This is a genomic window from Bradyrhizobium centrosematis (assembly GCF_045571495.1).
GTDB classification, from domain to species: Bacteria; Pseudomonadota; Alphaproteobacteria; order Rhizobiales; family Xanthobacteraceae; genus Bradyrhizobium; species Bradyrhizobium centrosematis.
Genome location: NZ_CP120703.1, coordinates 6,256,343 through 6,270,573, shown reverse-complemented (window position 1 = coordinate 6,270,573; position 14,231 = coordinate 6,256,343). Strand labels below are relative to the sequence as shown.

The window sequence follows — 14,231 nt, the reverse complement described above, 5'->3', positions numbered from 1 at the left end:
CAATGGCGCGGAGTAGGAATGAAAGCGATCATTAGCAGAGAGATAGGCGGTCCCGAGACGCTTGTTCTAGAAGAGGTCGACGATCCGCAGGCCTCCGTCGGCCAGATTGTCGTTCGCATCAAAGCCAGCGGAGTAAACTTTCCGGACGCGCTGATCATAGAGGACAGATATCAATTCAAGCCAAAGCGACCATTTTCTCCGGGCGGCGAGTTTTCCGGCATAGTCGAAGCGATAGGTGATGGCGTTTCATTATTTCAACCAGGCGATCGCGTCATGGGTTTTTCAAGGTGGGGCGCGATGGCGCAGAAAATTGCCATAAACGCGAGCCGATGTGCGCTAATACCAGACAAAATGCCGTTTGACGAAGCCTCCGTGTTCTTTTTGACCTACGGCACTTCCTACTACTCGTTGAAAGAGCGGGGTGACCTTAGAGACGGTGAAACTCTCCTGGTGCTTGGAGCCGCTGGTGGCGTTGGGCTTGCGACAATAGAGATCGGAAAAGCGATGGGAGCTCGCGTTGTGGCAGCCGTTTCTACACCAGCGAAGGCGAGAAAAGCCCGAGAGTGCGGAGCAGATCGAGTCGTAACATATCCACCTGGGCCGTTTGATGCATCATCCCGGAGAGATCTTGCGTTCCTGTTTAAAGCGGCTTGCGCTCCGGACGGAGCTCACGTCGTGTGTGACGTTGTAGGCGGAAACTATTCAGAGGCAGCTTTGCGCGCTATAGCTTGGAATGGCCGTTTCCTCGTTGTGGGATTTACGGGAGGCATTCCACAGATTCCGCTCAATCTTACTTTGCTTAAGAGTTGCAAAATCGTTGGGGTGTTCTTCGGGCCGTGGCTTGACCGCGGTGTCGACCGTTTTAGTCATACCGCGGTCAAGTTACTCGAGTGGTATCAAGCGGGCAAGCTACGACCTTCCATATCGGCGCGCTTTCCCTTGGAAGAAGCGGGCATTGCCATCGCCCAACTGGCCACTCGAAAGGCAGTCGGAAAGATTGTCGTTAATATAGATTGAGTTGAGCTGCAGCGTCGACTGGCAAGATAGCTCGGCGTCACTGTGGCATCGGCTCCGACCCGCACTCAGCGGAATTCGTTCTCTCCTTCACGTCAGCCATACGTCCGCTTCTCTTCTTCGCCAAATTGCTAAAGGAGCTACCTGCATGAGCCTGGATATGATTCTGATGGCCGCGCCCATGATTGCCCCTGATCTGAGGCCGGAAAACTGGACCATTTTTGGCTAGAGTCTGCGCTGCCGAATCCCCTCGGCTGGGAGGAGCGGACGACGATGAAGGCCTCGAAATTTTCGGACGCCCAGAAGGCGTTTATCCTGAAGCAAGGTACCGACGGGGTCCCGGTTGCGGACATCTGCCGCAAGGCCGGGATCAGCCAGGCGACCTATTTCAACTGGAAGAAGAAGTACGACGGACTGCTGCCGACCGAGATGCGCCGGCTGAAGCAGCTCGAGGACGAGAACGCCAAGCTGAAGAAGCTGGTGGCGGATCTGTCGCTCGACAAGGAGATGCTGCAGGACGTGATCCGCCGAAAGCTGTGAAGCCTGGTCGGAAGCGCAAGCTCGTCGACGAAGTTTGTGGTGAGTGGCAGGTGTCGATCCGCAAGGCCTGCGCGGCTCTCGAGTTCGACCGATCGACCTACCACTACAAGTCTCGTCGCTCCGGCCAGGCTGCCCTCGAGGATCGGATCAAGGAGATCTGCCATGTCCGTGTTCGCTACGGCTATCGCCGCGTTCACGTCCTGCTGCGTCGCGAGGGATGGCGTCACGGCCAGAACAAGACCCGCCGCATCTACCGCGAACTGGGCCTGCAATTGCGCAACAAATCGCCCAAGCGCCGGGTCAAGGCCAAGCTACGCGATGATCGTCACCCCGCGACACGCGCCAACGAGACTTGGGCGATGGACTTTGTTCACGATCAGCTGGCGACTGGCGGCAAGCTCCGGGTGCTCACCATCGTCGATATCTTCTCTCGCTTCTCGCCGGCGCTGGAGCCGCGGCTCACCTTCCGCGGCACCGACGTCGTGGAGATACTGGAAAGGGTTTGCAATGAAGTGGGATTCCCGGCGACGATCCGTGTCGATCAAGGCAGCGAGTTCGTGTCGCGCGATCTGGATCTATGGGCCTACCAACGTGGGGTCACGCTGGACTTCTCACGGCCCGGCAAGCCGACCGACAACGCCTTCATCGAAGCCTTCAACGGGCGCTTCCGGGCCGAATGCCTCAACGTCCATTGGTTCCTATCCCTTGCGGACGCCCAGGAAAAGATGGAGACTTGGCGCAGATACTATAACGAGGAACGGCCCCACGGGGCGATCGGCAATCGACCGCCGATTTTGCTGCAAAATCACGCCGGCGCAACCAGCCCGCCAACGTGATCAGAGGCGTAAAACTCTAGTTCCGGATGGTCCAAAGTTCGGTCTCGCTGCACAAAACTCCGAGACTCTAACCGCCGCTGGATGAAAATTCAGTGGCAGGTCACGCCCGTCAAAGAAGCATGATCAGTCCCGTCCTTGTCAATCTGTTCTTGCATTGTGCGTTCGACATGAATGCCTGTCTCAGGACAATGGGTAGATAGCACTTGGACGGCCAATCGCGTACCAGCCAAGGAGGCTAAAATGGATTTTTCCCGCTGCTGTGACCGCAGGGAGATAGTCGTCGAGCCGCTTAAAGGACACGACGACTGGTCGTTTTCCGGGTCTTCAGCATCCAAGACATGCCAACCAAGTTCATACCGGAGAGGGCACTCAGGCCCGGAAAATAACCGGAGGTGTCCTTGTTCACCACGAGTTGCTGTTGTCGAGCTGAACGCAATAACCCAGTGTACGATTGCGTGATCAGTGCTTATTCTCCGCAACGCGCGCGAGCAGTTCGCCGCAAGCCGTGCAAGGTCTTCACTCCTCCGCCAGCTCAGAACGATAAGCGTCGCACTGAACGAGATCCCGACTTTTAACGGCCTCGCCGAAGCAGGTCTTACGAAGGAGCAGCTCATCGCAAGTGTCCGAAACGCGGGAGTCCTTTTCGTTCAAGTCGGCTTTGTCGCTTTCGGCGCATCTTATCAAAGCCGCTTGTGTCAGAAGGGCGACATCGAGCGAGCCAGGTATTCCGCCTGACCGCAACGAAGCATATGAATTCGCAAAGCCGGTTGCACAGCTTTCTCTTGGCACGCCGATTGCTGGCGCGTGAGGATCCAATAATAGTACCGTCCAAACGGCGAACGTCTTCAGCCTATCTCGACAGCTCTTACAACGAATCCGATTGAGACGACAGGAAACGAACAGCAGGAGCAGGCGCCAAATGCTTTGTAAAAGCCAGAAGCTTCGAAGTTCGTACATTAGAGCATCACGCTTGCACCGCTGGTCTCACTGGGTGCGAGCGAACGGCTCGACTCCCGTGCCCGATATTTCGGGCGTTGCGTGTACGCGAGCCACCCCGAGTTCAATAAGTATGTGCAAGCGTTGCGGCCCCCCGTTTAGATTAGGAGGATCGCCCAGAGCAGACGATGAACCGTCGCTTGATCATGTTTGTCTTTGCGCCGCCAGTTTTCTGCTGATGAAATCAAAACGGAACCCTCTACCGTCGTGCTCAACCAACGTTGGGACGCCGCGCTTCCATATTGGTTTTACAGCCGGCCTGGAGAATCTTAGTCAGTTGAACCACGTGGTTCGCGACCAGCAAGCGGTCCAATAGCGGTATTGTCCAGGTCTAAATGACGGCCAAAAGAGTCTAACGCATGGATGCCGAGCGACGCTTCTAAAAAGTTTGCGCGGTCGTGCAAAGGAAAGGACCTGGCATGTTTATTATTGAGCTCCAGGCGAACGATATGCATGCTGCGCTCGGCCGGCTGCTCGACCAGACCCGCGTTCATAATCTTCGAATTAGTGCTGTCAGCGCTCGAATGATGGCGGACGGATGTCGGATTATGGCTTCCCTTGACATCGGAGACCGGGGCCCGGTGGATAAGGTCGCTCGTCGCCTTGAAACTATGGTCTTCGTCCTTTCGGTCGATGTACGAAGCAGTGCAAATTGGCTCAAGCCTGACATCGCGAACTAAAACTTGAAGATCCAGATGCCGTACGTGACTAACCATCCACGATTGATACTTTACATGCTCGAGCTAGGCGAGCGCCTGTGAGGCACGTGTGACTTCTTAAGCTCTCTATCTCGCAGCGACGAAACTCCTGGAACGCGAGGAAGCCGCACAGGTAGTGGGGAATCATGAGCCACCGTTGTCGCTGTGCAACACTACTCGAGCCAGTAGCTGAAGCGACGAGTCTCCTAGCAATCGTTTGCGTGAATTCGAAGCCTGGCGCCATCCGGCTCAGCCAACTTCGTTGCTGTGGGCCAAGAACCGCCTTGTGGGCCCGACATTCGCTCATCGCGCAGGAGTTTCCAGAGATGCACGAATGCTTCCCGCCTTGCATTCGGCAACTTAGTTTTCCTTATAGGAGGTCAGCAGCCGAGGCGCCGCATACGTGCTTGGTGGGGCTAAATCTGTGATTGACGAGCTTGCAACGGGTACTGCGCCCCTCTTGATCAAAGTTGATTGTCGGGTCAGCCCTGCAGCATCAATGCAGACGACGGCGACCGGCGCTGTGGGTCTATGATCTCCGCTTCGCGTTCGAGCGCGCTGATCGACGGCGTCTATTTACTGAGTGCAAAATAACTATAATCAACGAGCGGGTCGTGTCCCCGGTGGTGGTGTAGCTCGGTAGAGCAAAGCCGCCCGGACGCGCGCCTCCAACAGCGCCGTAGCGGGCGGGCGGCTTTGCGGTGGTCACCGGCAGTTCTCCGGTAGGATCGGGTTGCGACACGCCAACGCAACCGAGGAACCACCGATGACCGACGATATGATGAACCTGCGCACACTGGTAGAGAAGACCCTGATGCGGATCTGTGGCGCGAGATGATCGGCTTTGCTGCCCACCGCCTGATGGAGCTGGAAGTCGAAGGCCAGACCGGAGCGGCCTACGGCGAGAAGAACCCCGAGCGTCTGGCCCAGCGCAACGGCTACCGGGACCGGATCTGGGAGACCCGCGCCGCGCGGTCGAACTGCGCATTCCCAAGCTGCGTAAAGGGTCCTACTTCCCGGGCTTCCTGGAGCCGCGCCGGATGGCCGAGAAGGCACTCACTGCCGTGGTTCAGGAAGCATATGTGCAGGGCGTCTCGACCCGCTCAGTCGATAACCTGGTGCAGGCGATGGGGATGAGCGGCATCTTCAAGAGCCAGATGAGCCGGCTGTGCGCGGAGATCGACGACAAGGTGAAGGCCTTCCTCGGCCGTCCGATCGAGGGCGACTGGCCGTATCTATGGATCGACGCCAACTACGTGAAGGTGCGCCAGGAGGGGCGCATCGTGTCGGTCGCGGTGATTGTCGCGGTCGGCGTCAACAGTGACGGCCGGCGCGAGATTCTCGGCGTGGATATTGGTCGCCGCGCGAATACAGTGGCGCAAGGTCTCTGATCAGCTGTTGTAGGCCTACGCTGGCCCACGACGGCTGCCTTTCTGTTGCGGATATCCGGCTTGAAGCTGCATCGCGCGGGTCTTGATGGCGACCAGTGCCGGGCGCGCCCACAAGTAATCCTCGCCCTTCGTCAACAAATGCCAGCAAGGCACGGTGAGCTTCCGGGCCACGGCCACCGCGGCGATCTGATGGCCGCGCCGGGCGCGGATGCGCACGAAAAACGCTTGCAGCGGACCGGGCGCCTTGGCCGCTGCCCAGGCCGCCTCGACCAGCATGGCGCGCGCGTGACTGCGGCCGATCTTGCTGATGCGGCTGTGATGGGCGGCGATCAAGGCATTGCGCGACCGCGAGATGTTGATTGCCGCCCAGGCAGAGCAAAGTTACGAGCGCTTGGTGACGCAGCCGAAGCTGGCTGGCTTCCTCAACGAAGCCGAGACCGACGACCGCCAAGTTGACAATCTGCGGGCGGCCGGGTACCTGCCGCAGATCTGGACGCCTGACGCGGAGACGTAACGCAAGCGTCGGCTGGTGGCGCGGCGCTACCAGGTCGTGCGACGCCCAGTCCGGACTGCCGCACCCGGGGGTTCAGCCCGAAATAGCTCACCAGCACGAGGTCGCCCGCGCACGTCCTCGCCTACATGACGTTCCGCCGCAGCATCGAACCAAGCTGCACTTCACGGATGGACAAGCGATTTTTTCGTGACCGAGATGACGATTGCAGAAATCGCGTACGTCCATTCTTTTGTTCGGCTGCGCCGCGGGCCCATTCTTCCGTCCCGGCCACCGATCTCGCGGCCGCCGCGCGCAGGGGCGGTCAAGGCTGGCCGCGTTTGCGGCCACCGCAAGGCTTGGCCTTGACCGGCCCGAGCACGGCGGCATGCTGGCGTGGAACGGGACTGCAATCCTGGCTGGCACTTGCCGTCAGGCGGGATTATCCTTTGGCGGGGCTGCAAGCGCCACCAGGCCCTATTTTGTCCTGCCGAGGGCTGTTGAACCGGCTGATGTCGCCGATCGCCGCCATGATGCCGGCGGCGGCACCACGCTTCGCCAGGCGAGCGTGCCGGCATCGATCTTGTTGGTCTTGACGTGAGCCTGGGCGATCGCTTTCACCTGCAGCGGATTGGCGATAATTACCCGTGCCACGAACGGCGCCAGAACCCGCGACACGGCCATGCTGTTGGCGGTCGCTTCGACCACCACCTCATCACTGGCTAGCAGGGTCTTGCCAAATCCCTCCAACGCAGTCCGCGTCATATCAATGCGGCCCGCATGTCGGAGCCTACCATCCTCCCAAACCACCACCTCCCCGAAAGTTCGGTGGACGTCGATGCCAATCACCCGTCGCATTCGCACCTCCTGCCAATCAGACCACATGACGGGAGCTACGGGCGACACGACAACTACGGATTCGCGCTCTCAGCGCAACCGGGCGACTCGCAGAGGCGGCCAGCTCTAACTCGAGCTCGCGGCTCATCGTATGCATCGGCCTGCCCGCACCTTCGTGCTCCCGGTGCCTCTGTCCCGATGGTCGCACCATAAGCTACGATCTTGAATATCGCAGCGGAACAGATCTCATACCGGTTACCAACCCGATCGAACGCCTCAATGGCGAGATCAAGCGGCGGACCGAGTTGGTCGGCATCTTCCCCAACGAGGATGCCATCGTCCGCCTCATCGGAGCGATCCTGCTCGAACAGAACGATGAATGGGCCTTCCAGCGTGCCCGCTACATGACACTAGAAATCATCGCCCGCGTTGGGCGATGATCCCGCCGTCAGCTTCCCGGCAATCGCCAGCTGACCGATCCGGCCCATGCCGGCGAACGCGGTGAACTGCACTCAGCTACACCACGTCACGGGAGTACGTCATGCCAAGCTGATGATTGCTTGTGGGTGCAAGTCCCATCCGGCCAAAGCCCTAGCAGGCAAGCCGGGACCGAGTCTTGCGGGCGTCGTGGTAACGCGGGGTCTGAAGTGTAGACAGGAGCCATGCGGGGTGCGGGAATGAGCCTCGAAAGGTGGAAGTTCGCGGAGGCCGAGTGCGTTCCCTAAGCACGAAGGCAGCACGAGCACCGTCCATAGGCGAGACGATGCCGCTCCGTCGGGGTCGATGGTCGGCTCACGCATGGAAGGTAATCATCGGAACATGAGAGGCCCGACCGGGTCCATTGGCTTGGTCTCCAGTGGGGGACAGCGGCACGGCATTGCCAGAGCCGCGGTCCGAGCCGAGGTCGGGAGTCGGACTGGTTCGTAGTACCTGTGAAGTCGTCGGAGGTAACGAGACGCATGGAGGGAAGGGACCAGCCCGAGGGGAGCTTGCGCGAGGAGGCCAGGGTGCGGACGCAGAGCCGGGTTACCTTGCTGCCAAACCTCGGGCGGGTGAACGCGGCGGCCAAGCAGGCTGCCCAAACCCGGTTCACGGCCCTGCTGCACCACATCGATGAAGACGCTCTGCTTCGGGCGTTTCGGCGACAAAAGCGGCAGGCCAGCGCGGGGTCGATGGGGTGACGGTGGCGAAGTACGAAGAAGGGCTCAGGGATAACATCCGCGACCTCTGCGCACGGGTCCACACTGCTCGTTACCGGCCACAGCCGGTGCGGCGCGTCTACATTCCCAAAGCCGACGGCGGCAAGCGGCCTCTCGGTGTGCCGGCGCTCAAGGACAAGATTGTCCAAAGCGCGGTGGCCGAGGTATTGAGCGCGTTCTACGAGGTCGACTTCCTCGGATTCTTCTACGGCTTCCCGGCCGGGGCGGAATCCTTATATGGCGCTTGATGCCCTGCATACGGCGATCATGAGCCAGCGCGTGAACGGGTTGCTCGATGCCGACATTCGCAGCTTCTTGGACGTGGCGTCATACTACACCTTCAGTCTTTTTGAGAGGGTCGAAGAGGTCCGGATCAACTGCAGGTATTTGAATTCGTATACCTTTTGCCCGTCCGCGATAGACGTGAACGGCCTTAAGCTCGCCGCGCTTTACACGTTGCAAGATGGTCTTCCGCGAGACGCCGAGTAGATTCATGGCCTTGAACATCTTCGCGTAACCTTCGGGCGCGCTCTCCACAAAGCGCGACCGCAACTCGTCATTGATACGGATGCGCCACGGCGCGCCAGGTGTGATCTGCTCTCCGGCAATGAAGCCATCGTTGAGGCGGCGATGCAAAGTAGAGGGTGCGATCCCGAGAGCGCGTGCTGCTTTCTCGATCATCATGCACTCGCCGTCCTGCACTTGCTGTTTCGGCTCGAAGCACGGGATCTCCCAGTGCGTCCGCAGGCTCCACACACGATTTGCCGTAAACGACAGTCCTGTGGCCGTTGTACGGCCTTGGCGATTGAGGATACCGGCGATCTTGGTGTCGGGATGATGTGCAGCCAGTCGCCGCAGCAGATCGATCGTATCGTCGGCGGTGCGGATCGGCGATGGATGCGAGTGCGGCAATGGGACATTAACTTCACTGAAGAGACCGCCGCGCCAACGCAGCGTCACGTGAGCGTTGTATTTATCGCGCTCGACTCTCAAGGTGACATCGTCGAACAGCGTGCGGAGCAACTCCTTGCGATCGCTCGTCGTGGGAGCGAACCAGATGCGCTTGAGGTCTTTACCGAGTGCAAGGATCGCGGCGCGTTCTTCATGCGTAAGCGAGCGCGGTCGGGCATGTTCGCGATCCGAGAGTTCGGATTCGGCAGTCTTGAGTTCCAGCACAGCGCTCTCCCATTCTGCTTCGAGTCCACGCGCGACGAGTCTATTCTCCGGGTCCACAGCGCGATAGCGTCGCTCGGCGCGCTGCGCGTTGTAGCGCGCAGGCTCGACGTCGCGACGGAACTGCGCGAGAGCCGTCTCGTGATCGGCGTCGAATTGCTCGATCGCCTGGAGCGAGGCTTCCAGGCCTGCGGGCGCGAGAGCCGCAAGGAACGCTTCGGCAACAGCCGCATCGATCTGCACACCGCCGATGTTGAGGCAGTACTGACCTCGGCCGTTGACGATGTTCTTGCCGGCGCAGCGATATCCGGGCGCCGAGAACCGGCCGCTGTAGTGTACGGCCAGGAGCCAACCGCAGTGTCCGCATACGGCGAGGCCTTGCAGGAATGCTGCGCCTTCTCTCACGGCACCCCGCTCTGGTGCGGTCGAGGACGGATGTTCTGCGCCAGGCGCTTCTGGTTTGCTTCGAAGGTATTCCAATCGATGTATCCGACATGATGGTCACGAATGAACACCGGTCACTGCTCGCGGTCGCGTTGTCTGATACGTTTTCGGATTCGACCGCCCGCATCGAGATAGCAGGTCTGCTGGGTGCGGCCATACACATAAACGCCGGCATAGAAAGGGTTGGGGAGGACCTGGTGGATCTTTGTAAGTAGGGGCGACCCAGCGGAGATCGACAAGGCTGTTGGAGTGCAGCGGAAAGCGCAAGCCGTGCGAGCGGAACCACAGCCACACGCGTCGTGCCGAGCCGAATTCGGCAAAGCGGTCGAAGACAGCATGGATCGCGGTTTGCACCGACTCGTCAGGATGCAACAGCCTCCCCGTCGGCGTCGCCCCGTACCAGACCCACCGGCAGCCCGCGGTGCAGTTCTCCGCGTGCGGCCTTGTTGCGGATTGCCACCGAGCAGCCGCGCACGCAGCACATGCAGCTCTGCCTCTGACATCGTACCTTTGAGCCCGAGCACCAGGCGGTCATTGAACAAGCCCGGATGATATATCCCATCTCCATCACCGATGAGCGTGTGGGTCAGGCCACATAGATCGAGCAGACGGTACCAATCAGCATTATTGCGCGCTAGTCGCGAGACTTCCAAGCCGAGCACGATGCCCATCTGGCCGAGGCCGACCTCCGCTGTCATGCGCGCGAAGCCGTGCGTTCGGAAGGGCCGGAACCGGAAATACCGAGGTCCTCATCGATGACCTTCACCTGATCGCGTCGCCAACCAAGTCGCGCGGCGCGTTCGGCTAACTCGTACTGACGGGCAGTGGACTCGCGATTATGCTCGACCTGCGTCGTACTGGACTGACGCACGTAGACGATTGCGCATCGGCAGAGGTGCTCAGCAGTGATCTTGCTCAGTTCGTTCATCGTTGTGATCTCCGGCAGTGGCGATTGCTCGGGCGATTAGTCGGGCGAGTCGCAGCACGAGATGTGCGCGCTGCTCTTTATCCAGGGCCTCCCATACGGGTACCGCACCGTGCTGAGGTGGTGGGTCGAGAAAGCTTAGCTGCTGCATGGCTGTCCTCCGATTCCGGTGGCAGGACAGTATGCGCGGCATCCAATTGCCGCAGCAAGGCGTCGACGATCGTCCGGGCGTGGAGCAGCTCGGCGTGGGAAGCCAGGAATGCCGCTCGAGCGCATTGCGGGCTTGCACGCGGTAAATGTTATGCGATAGGCAGATCTGTCCACGCGGCCGGCACAAGGGCACGGGTACCATCGGGCAGTACAAGCGTCCGATGAAGTTCGCCTCGTCGATGACACCAGCCAAGCACATTAGGTGCAGATCCCTCAAAGGGATGGCGCGACCGAACGATGGTTACTGATCGGGATAGTCGTCGAGATGATGAGCTCGGTGGTGGGTAGTCGGTCGAGTAGTCTTTCGACTCCGTCGACCACGAGTGGCTGCTGCGGACGGTGGCGCACAGGATCGCCGATCCTCGTATCCTACGGCTCATCGAGCTGTGGCTGCGAGCTGGCGTTCTTGAGAGCGGCGAGAAGCAAGAGACAGACAGGGGCACGCCGCAAGGGGCAGGCATGGCTCCCTGAACGCAAAAGATAACTTTGTGGTGGAGGAGCGGTCACAGAACTATCGGTGGCGTCGGGCGTCTTTCCACCCGGAGGGGTGGGTGGGAGGGGATGGAGTGGCGGATGACGATCTTGTCGTCGCCGACGAGGACTTCCTTCACGAGAAGGCGCAGCACGCGTTGGCGTTCGATTATATCGAGCGCACCGACGGACGAGCGCAGGCGGTCGAGGAAGCTCGTCACGGATTCGGCGAGACGTAGACAAACTTCCTGCTCCTTCGATTGGTCTTCGATCGCTTGCAGCTCCAACAGGCAAGCCTGTTCGCGGCTGCGCAAATCGGGCATGCGACTGCGCAGCTCTTCAAGTGAGAGAAGACTCTCCTGATAGGCCGTGAGGAGACGCTCGATGCTTTTCCGGGAGCGCGCAAGATCGCGGCGAAGCGTTTGCTCGTGGCGCTGTGTGGGATCGGCGTTGCGCGCCGCCTTGAGCCGGCGCTCAAGTTCGTCTTCGATTAGGTGTCGGTCTTCAAGTAAACGCGCGATCTCTTTCCATACCACCTCGTCCAGCAGATCCTGGCGCATCCGGCGACTGTTGCAGACCGGCCCGCCTAGCCGGCGCCAGCCGTCCGAGCCCAAGCAGCGGTAGTAATGGATGGTTCGAGCGCTCGATCTGGTGGAGGTGCGATAGAGCCCATAGCCGCATTTGGCGCAGCTCAACAATCCTTGCAGGGCGCTCGGCGTGATCGTGCGTCGCGGGGCATGCTTCTTGTTCGCGTCCAAAAGCTCATTCGCCAATGCGAAGGTCTCTTCGCTAATGATGGTCGGCACAGGGATTTCGATCCACCCCGTGCGAGGAAGTTCATGATTGGCGCTGTTGCGAGGCGCGACGCTGCCGCGCAATCGCAATGGCCGCGTCACGCATGGCGCTTCCCTCGTCGCGACCGCTCCAGGATTTGCGCGCGTTCGTACTCGGCGATCATGCCCTGAAACTGCAGCAGGAGCTCGTCTTCCGGCGTCGCCGTCCGTCTCGAGCGAATGAACAAGACCTCGACGCCGGCGCGCCCGAACTCTTCGATAAGAAGGATTTGATGCGCATAGCGCCGGCTCAGCCGATCGGGAGCATAGACGAGCACGGCTTGGATCCGTCCTTCTGCGGCGAGATCGCGCAGTCGTTCAAGCCCAGGGCGCAACAAACTCGCGCCGCTATAGCCGTCGTCTTCGATCACCCATTCCGCCGGCACGTCGCAGTCCTGCTCGCGCGCGAAAGCGATCAGCGCGCTCGTCTGACTGGCGATCGTGTTCTCCTCCTTCTGTTTGTCCGACGACACTCTGGCGTAAATCGCGGCGTCTTTCATCTTCGCCTCCCGTCACATCGGCACCGGCGCGCGCGAAGCGCACCTGATCTGGAACGAGAATTTCGTAAACCTGTTCAAGTTTGACGGCGACGAGGCGATCGAACGCAAATTCGAGTCGAACGTCGCGCTTTTTTCGCCGCTCAGCCATGTTCGCGGACAGACGCGAGATAAGCGGCCACCGCTCGGCGCATCACCTCGCTTGCCGAAAGCCCGGAAGCCGCCGCGTGCGCCGGGAGTTTTTGGGCGAGATCGGCCGGCATCTTCAGGGCGAGCGTCACAGATGGCTGCGGCGCGGAAAGGAGTGGCTCCTTCCTTTTGGCCACTTCGAGATAGCGATAGGCTTGCCGCAGCGACAAGCCCCTTTCGTGCGACAGCGCCAAGGCCGCCTCCGCCATGCCGATTTTCTTCGCGAGCAAGCGTCGCGCCGCCCTCAGCCGTTCGGCTTTCTGCGCTTGCGTCGATCGAATCATATGACATAATGGTATTACCTTTTGCGTCTCAAATCGACAACGGCCCCATCGCGCCAGCCGGTGATGACGCGTTCAAAGCGGAAGTTATCTTTTGCGTTCAGGGAGCCAGCAGCCCGCTCCTTGCCAACATCTTCCTGCACTACATCCTCGATCTCTGGATCCACCGATGGCGTCGTCGCCAGGCACGCGGCCGCATTGTGACCGTGCGCTATGCGGACGACTTCGTCATCGGCTTCGAGAGCAGGGCCGATGCGCAGGAAATGCTCTTGGCCCTCAAGGCGCGGCTAGCCAGCTTCGGCTTGACGCTCCATGAGGACAAGACGCGGTTGATCGAGTTTGGCCGGTTCGCGGCCCTCTCGCGTCAGCGGCGCGGCGAGCGGCGGCCAGAAACCTTCGCGTTCCTGGGCTTCACCCACTACTGCGGGCGGACCCGGGATGGCCGGTTCATCGTGAAGCACAAGACGGAAGGGAAACGCCTGACGCGGAAGCTGACGGCGTTGCGCCAGGACGCCTGGTGGCTCATGCACGCGCCACTGGCCAAGCAGCACGAGTGGTTCGCCGCCGTGCTGCGTGGGCACTATGGCTACTATGGCAGGCCGCACAACTATCCAGCGCTCAACGGCTTCTACCGGGAAGTGCGTGGGACCTGGCTGCGCTGTCTGAGACGCCGCAGTCAGAAAAGCCGGCGCATGGGCTGGCTGGAGTTCGAGACCCTGACGGCACGCTTCCGACTGCCAACTCCACGCATCACTCGAACATGGGCGCAGGCGCGGATATGACGCGGGTTACTCTCGGGAAGAGCCGGGTGCGGGAAAGCCGCCCGCCCGGATCTGTGAGGGCAAAGCCAAATGGCCGAGCTACTCGACCACGATCAACGAGCGATTTGCTGCCAGGTTAGTATTGAACTTGAATGAGTATCGCCTAGTTGGTCGAAGTAGCCGAGCCGGCCCCTCTTGAAAGCCGATGACCAATGACGGAATGGTCCAGGATCGCCGGCGAATGGCACTGTGACTGCTATACTTAGGAAAGGGAGGGGCAGATCATGCGCGCTTTGTCAACTACTATCTCCGGGAATTGATCTCGATGACCGGAGCGCGTCAGCTATCCATTGACGATCGTGGGCAAGTTGAGATGAACAGCGGCCGAGTAAAGTCGTGGTTAGGCAGGCAACGAATGGTGGCTCGGGTAAGCGCTGCACAAGGAA

The 14,231-nt window shown here is 60.3% G+C and carries 13 protein-coding genes and 3 pseudogenes; 9 read left to right on the top strand and 7 right to left on the bottom strand.

The annotated features are described in order from the left end of the window. The first annotated feature begins 18 nt into the window (after positions 1-18). The 5 genes and pseudogenes from P6U31_RS29760 to P6U31_RS29740 all read left to right on the top strand — a co-directional run bounded on the left by P6U31_RS29760 (position 19) and on the right by P6U31_RS29740 (position 5,475). The gene (locus P6U31_RS29760; RefSeq protein ID WP_407185281.1) at positions 19-1,017 is read left to right on the top strand and encodes an NADPH:quinone oxidoreductase family protein; all 999 of its coding nucleotides are present in this window, start codon (positions 19-21) and stop codon (positions 1,015-1,017) included. Between the two features lie 270 nt (positions 1,018-1,287). Next, a pseudogene (locus tag P6U31_RS29755) lies at positions 1,288-1,440 on the top strand (transposase); the annotation flags it as partial. Continuing rightward, positions 1,368-2,390 (top strand): IS3 family transposase, encoded by a 1,023-nt coding sequence (locus P6U31_RS29750; RefSeq protein ID WP_407189981.1) that lies wholly within the window; start codon positions 1,368-1,370, stop codon positions 2,388-2,390. The pseudogene P6U31_RS29755 and the gene P6U31_RS29750, both read left to right, overlap by 73 nt. 1,415 nt (positions 2,391-3,805) lie before the next feature. Then, positions 3,806-4,066 carry a hypothetical protein gene (locus tag P6U31_RS29745; RefSeq protein ID WP_407185280.1) on the top strand — a complete coding sequence of 87 codons (261 nt, stop codon included), beginning with the start codon at positions 3,806-3,808 and terminating at the stop codon, positions 4,064-4,066. A gap of 852 nt (positions 4,067-4,918) precedes the next feature. Continuing rightward, a pseudogene (locus P6U31_RS29740) lies at positions 4,919-5,475 on the top strand (transposase). A gap of 15 nt (positions 5,476-5,490) precedes the next feature. Here P6U31_RS29740 and P6U31_RS29735 read toward each other — a convergent pair. Beyond that, positions 5,491-5,808: a transposase gene (locus P6U31_RS29735; RefSeq protein ID WP_407185279.1), complete on the bottom strand. Its 318-nt coding sequence runs from the start codon at positions 5,806-5,808 to the stop codon at positions 5,491-5,493. Positions 5,809-5,812: 4 nt separating this feature from the next. Between P6U31_RS29735 and P6U31_RS29730 the strand changes: the two genes are divergently transcribed. After that, positions 5,813-5,989, top strand: a complete 177-nt coding sequence (locus P6U31_RS29730; protein WP_407185278.1) for a hypothetical protein — start codon at positions 5,813-5,815, stop codon at positions 5,987-5,989. Positions 5,990-6,442: 453 nt separating this feature from the next. On the opposite strand, the gene P6U31_RS29725 is transcribed toward P6U31_RS29730, so the two are convergent. After that, positions 6,443-6,823: a hypothetical protein gene (locus P6U31_RS29725; RefSeq protein WP_407185277.1), complete on the bottom strand. Its 381-nt coding sequence runs from the start codon at positions 6,821-6,823 to the stop codon at positions 6,443-6,445. A gap of 236 nt (positions 6,824-7,059) precedes the next feature. Here P6U31_RS29725 and P6U31_RS29720 point away from each other — a divergent pair. Together P6U31_RS29720 and P6U31_RS29715 are read left to right on the top strand one after the other, a co-directional pair. Continuing rightward, positions 7,060-7,276, top strand: a pseudogene (locus P6U31_RS29720) (transposase); the annotation flags it as partial. A 709-nt stretch (positions 7,277-7,985) separates the two neighbouring features. Beyond that, positions 7,986-8,249 (top strand): hypothetical protein, encoded by a 264-nt coding sequence (locus tag P6U31_RS29715; protein WP_407185276.1) that lies wholly within the window; start codon positions 7,986-7,988, stop codon positions 8,247-8,249. Positions 8,250-8,328: 79 nt separating this feature from the next. On the opposite strand, the gene P6U31_RS29710 is transcribed toward P6U31_RS29715, so the two are convergent. The 5 genes from P6U31_RS29710 to P6U31_RS29690 all read right to left on the bottom strand — a co-directional run bounded on the left by P6U31_RS29710 (position 8,329) and on the right by P6U31_RS29690 (position 12,973). Next, positions 8,329-9,654 carry a zinc ribbon domain-containing protein gene (locus P6U31_RS29710; RefSeq protein WP_407185275.1) on the bottom strand — a complete coding sequence of 442 codons (1,326 nt, stop codon included), beginning with the start codon at positions 9,652-9,654 and terminating at the stop codon, positions 8,329-8,331. 658 nt (positions 9,655-10,312) lie between these two features. Further along, positions 10,313-10,546: a hypothetical protein gene (locus P6U31_RS29705; protein ID WP_407185274.1), complete on the bottom strand. Its 234-nt coding sequence runs from the start codon at positions 10,544-10,546 to the stop codon at positions 10,313-10,315. A 710-nt stretch (positions 10,547-11,256) separates the two neighbouring features. Then, positions 11,257-12,120, bottom strand: a complete 864-nt coding sequence (locus P6U31_RS29700) for a recombinase zinc beta ribbon domain-containing protein (RefSeq protein ID WP_407185273.1) — start codon at positions 12,118-12,120, stop codon at positions 11,257-11,259. After that, the gene (locus tag P6U31_RS29695; RefSeq protein WP_407185272.1) at positions 12,117-12,557 is read right to left on the bottom strand and encodes a recombinase family protein; all 441 of its coding nucleotides are present in this window, start codon (positions 12,555-12,557) and stop codon (positions 12,117-12,119) included. The genes P6U31_RS29700 and P6U31_RS29695 overlap by 4 nt, the downstream gene beginning before the upstream one ends. Before the next feature lie 140 nt (positions 12,558-12,697). Then, positions 12,698-12,973, bottom strand: coding sequence for a ribbon-helix-helix protein, CopG family (locus tag P6U31_RS29690; RefSeq protein ID WP_407185271.1), 276 nt, complete (start codon positions 12,971-12,973; stop codon positions 12,698-12,700). 62 nt (positions 12,974-13,035) lie between these two features. Here P6U31_RS29690 and P6U31_RS29685 point away from each other — a divergent pair, with 62 nt between their 5' ends. Further along, a complete protein-coding gene (locus P6U31_RS29685) occupies positions 13,036-13,806 on the top strand; it encodes a reverse transcriptase domain-containing protein (RefSeq protein WP_407185270.1) in 771 nt (256 codons plus the stop codon). The last annotated feature ends 425 nt before the right edge of the window (positions 13,807-14,231 follow it).

Excerpts from the sequence above, each read along its gene's own strand:
- P6U31_RS29760 (WP_407185281.1), top strand. The coding sequence starts at position 19 with ATGAAAGCGATCATTAGCAGAGAGATAGGCGGTCCCGAGACGCTTGTT.
- P6U31_RS29695 (WP_407185272.1), bottom strand. The coding sequence starts at position 12,557 with ATGAAAGACGCCGCGATTTACGCCAGAGTGTCGTCGGACAAACAGAAG.
- P6U31_RS29745 (WP_407185280.1), top strand. The coding sequence starts at position 3,806 with ATGTTTATTATTGAGCTCCAGGCGAACGATATGCATGCTGCGCTCGGC.
- P6U31_RS29685 (WP_407185270.1), top strand. The coding sequence starts at position 13,036 with ATGGTATTACCTTTTGCGTCTCAAATCGACAACGGCCCCATCGCGCCA.
- P6U31_RS29725 (WP_407185277.1), bottom strand. The coding sequence starts at position 6,823 with ATGCGACGGGTGATTGGCATCGACGTCCACCGAACTTTCGGGGAGGTG.
- P6U31_RS29705 (WP_407185274.1), bottom strand. The coding sequence starts at position 10,546 with ATGAACGAACTGAGCAAGATCACTGCTGAGCACCTCTGCCGATGCGCA.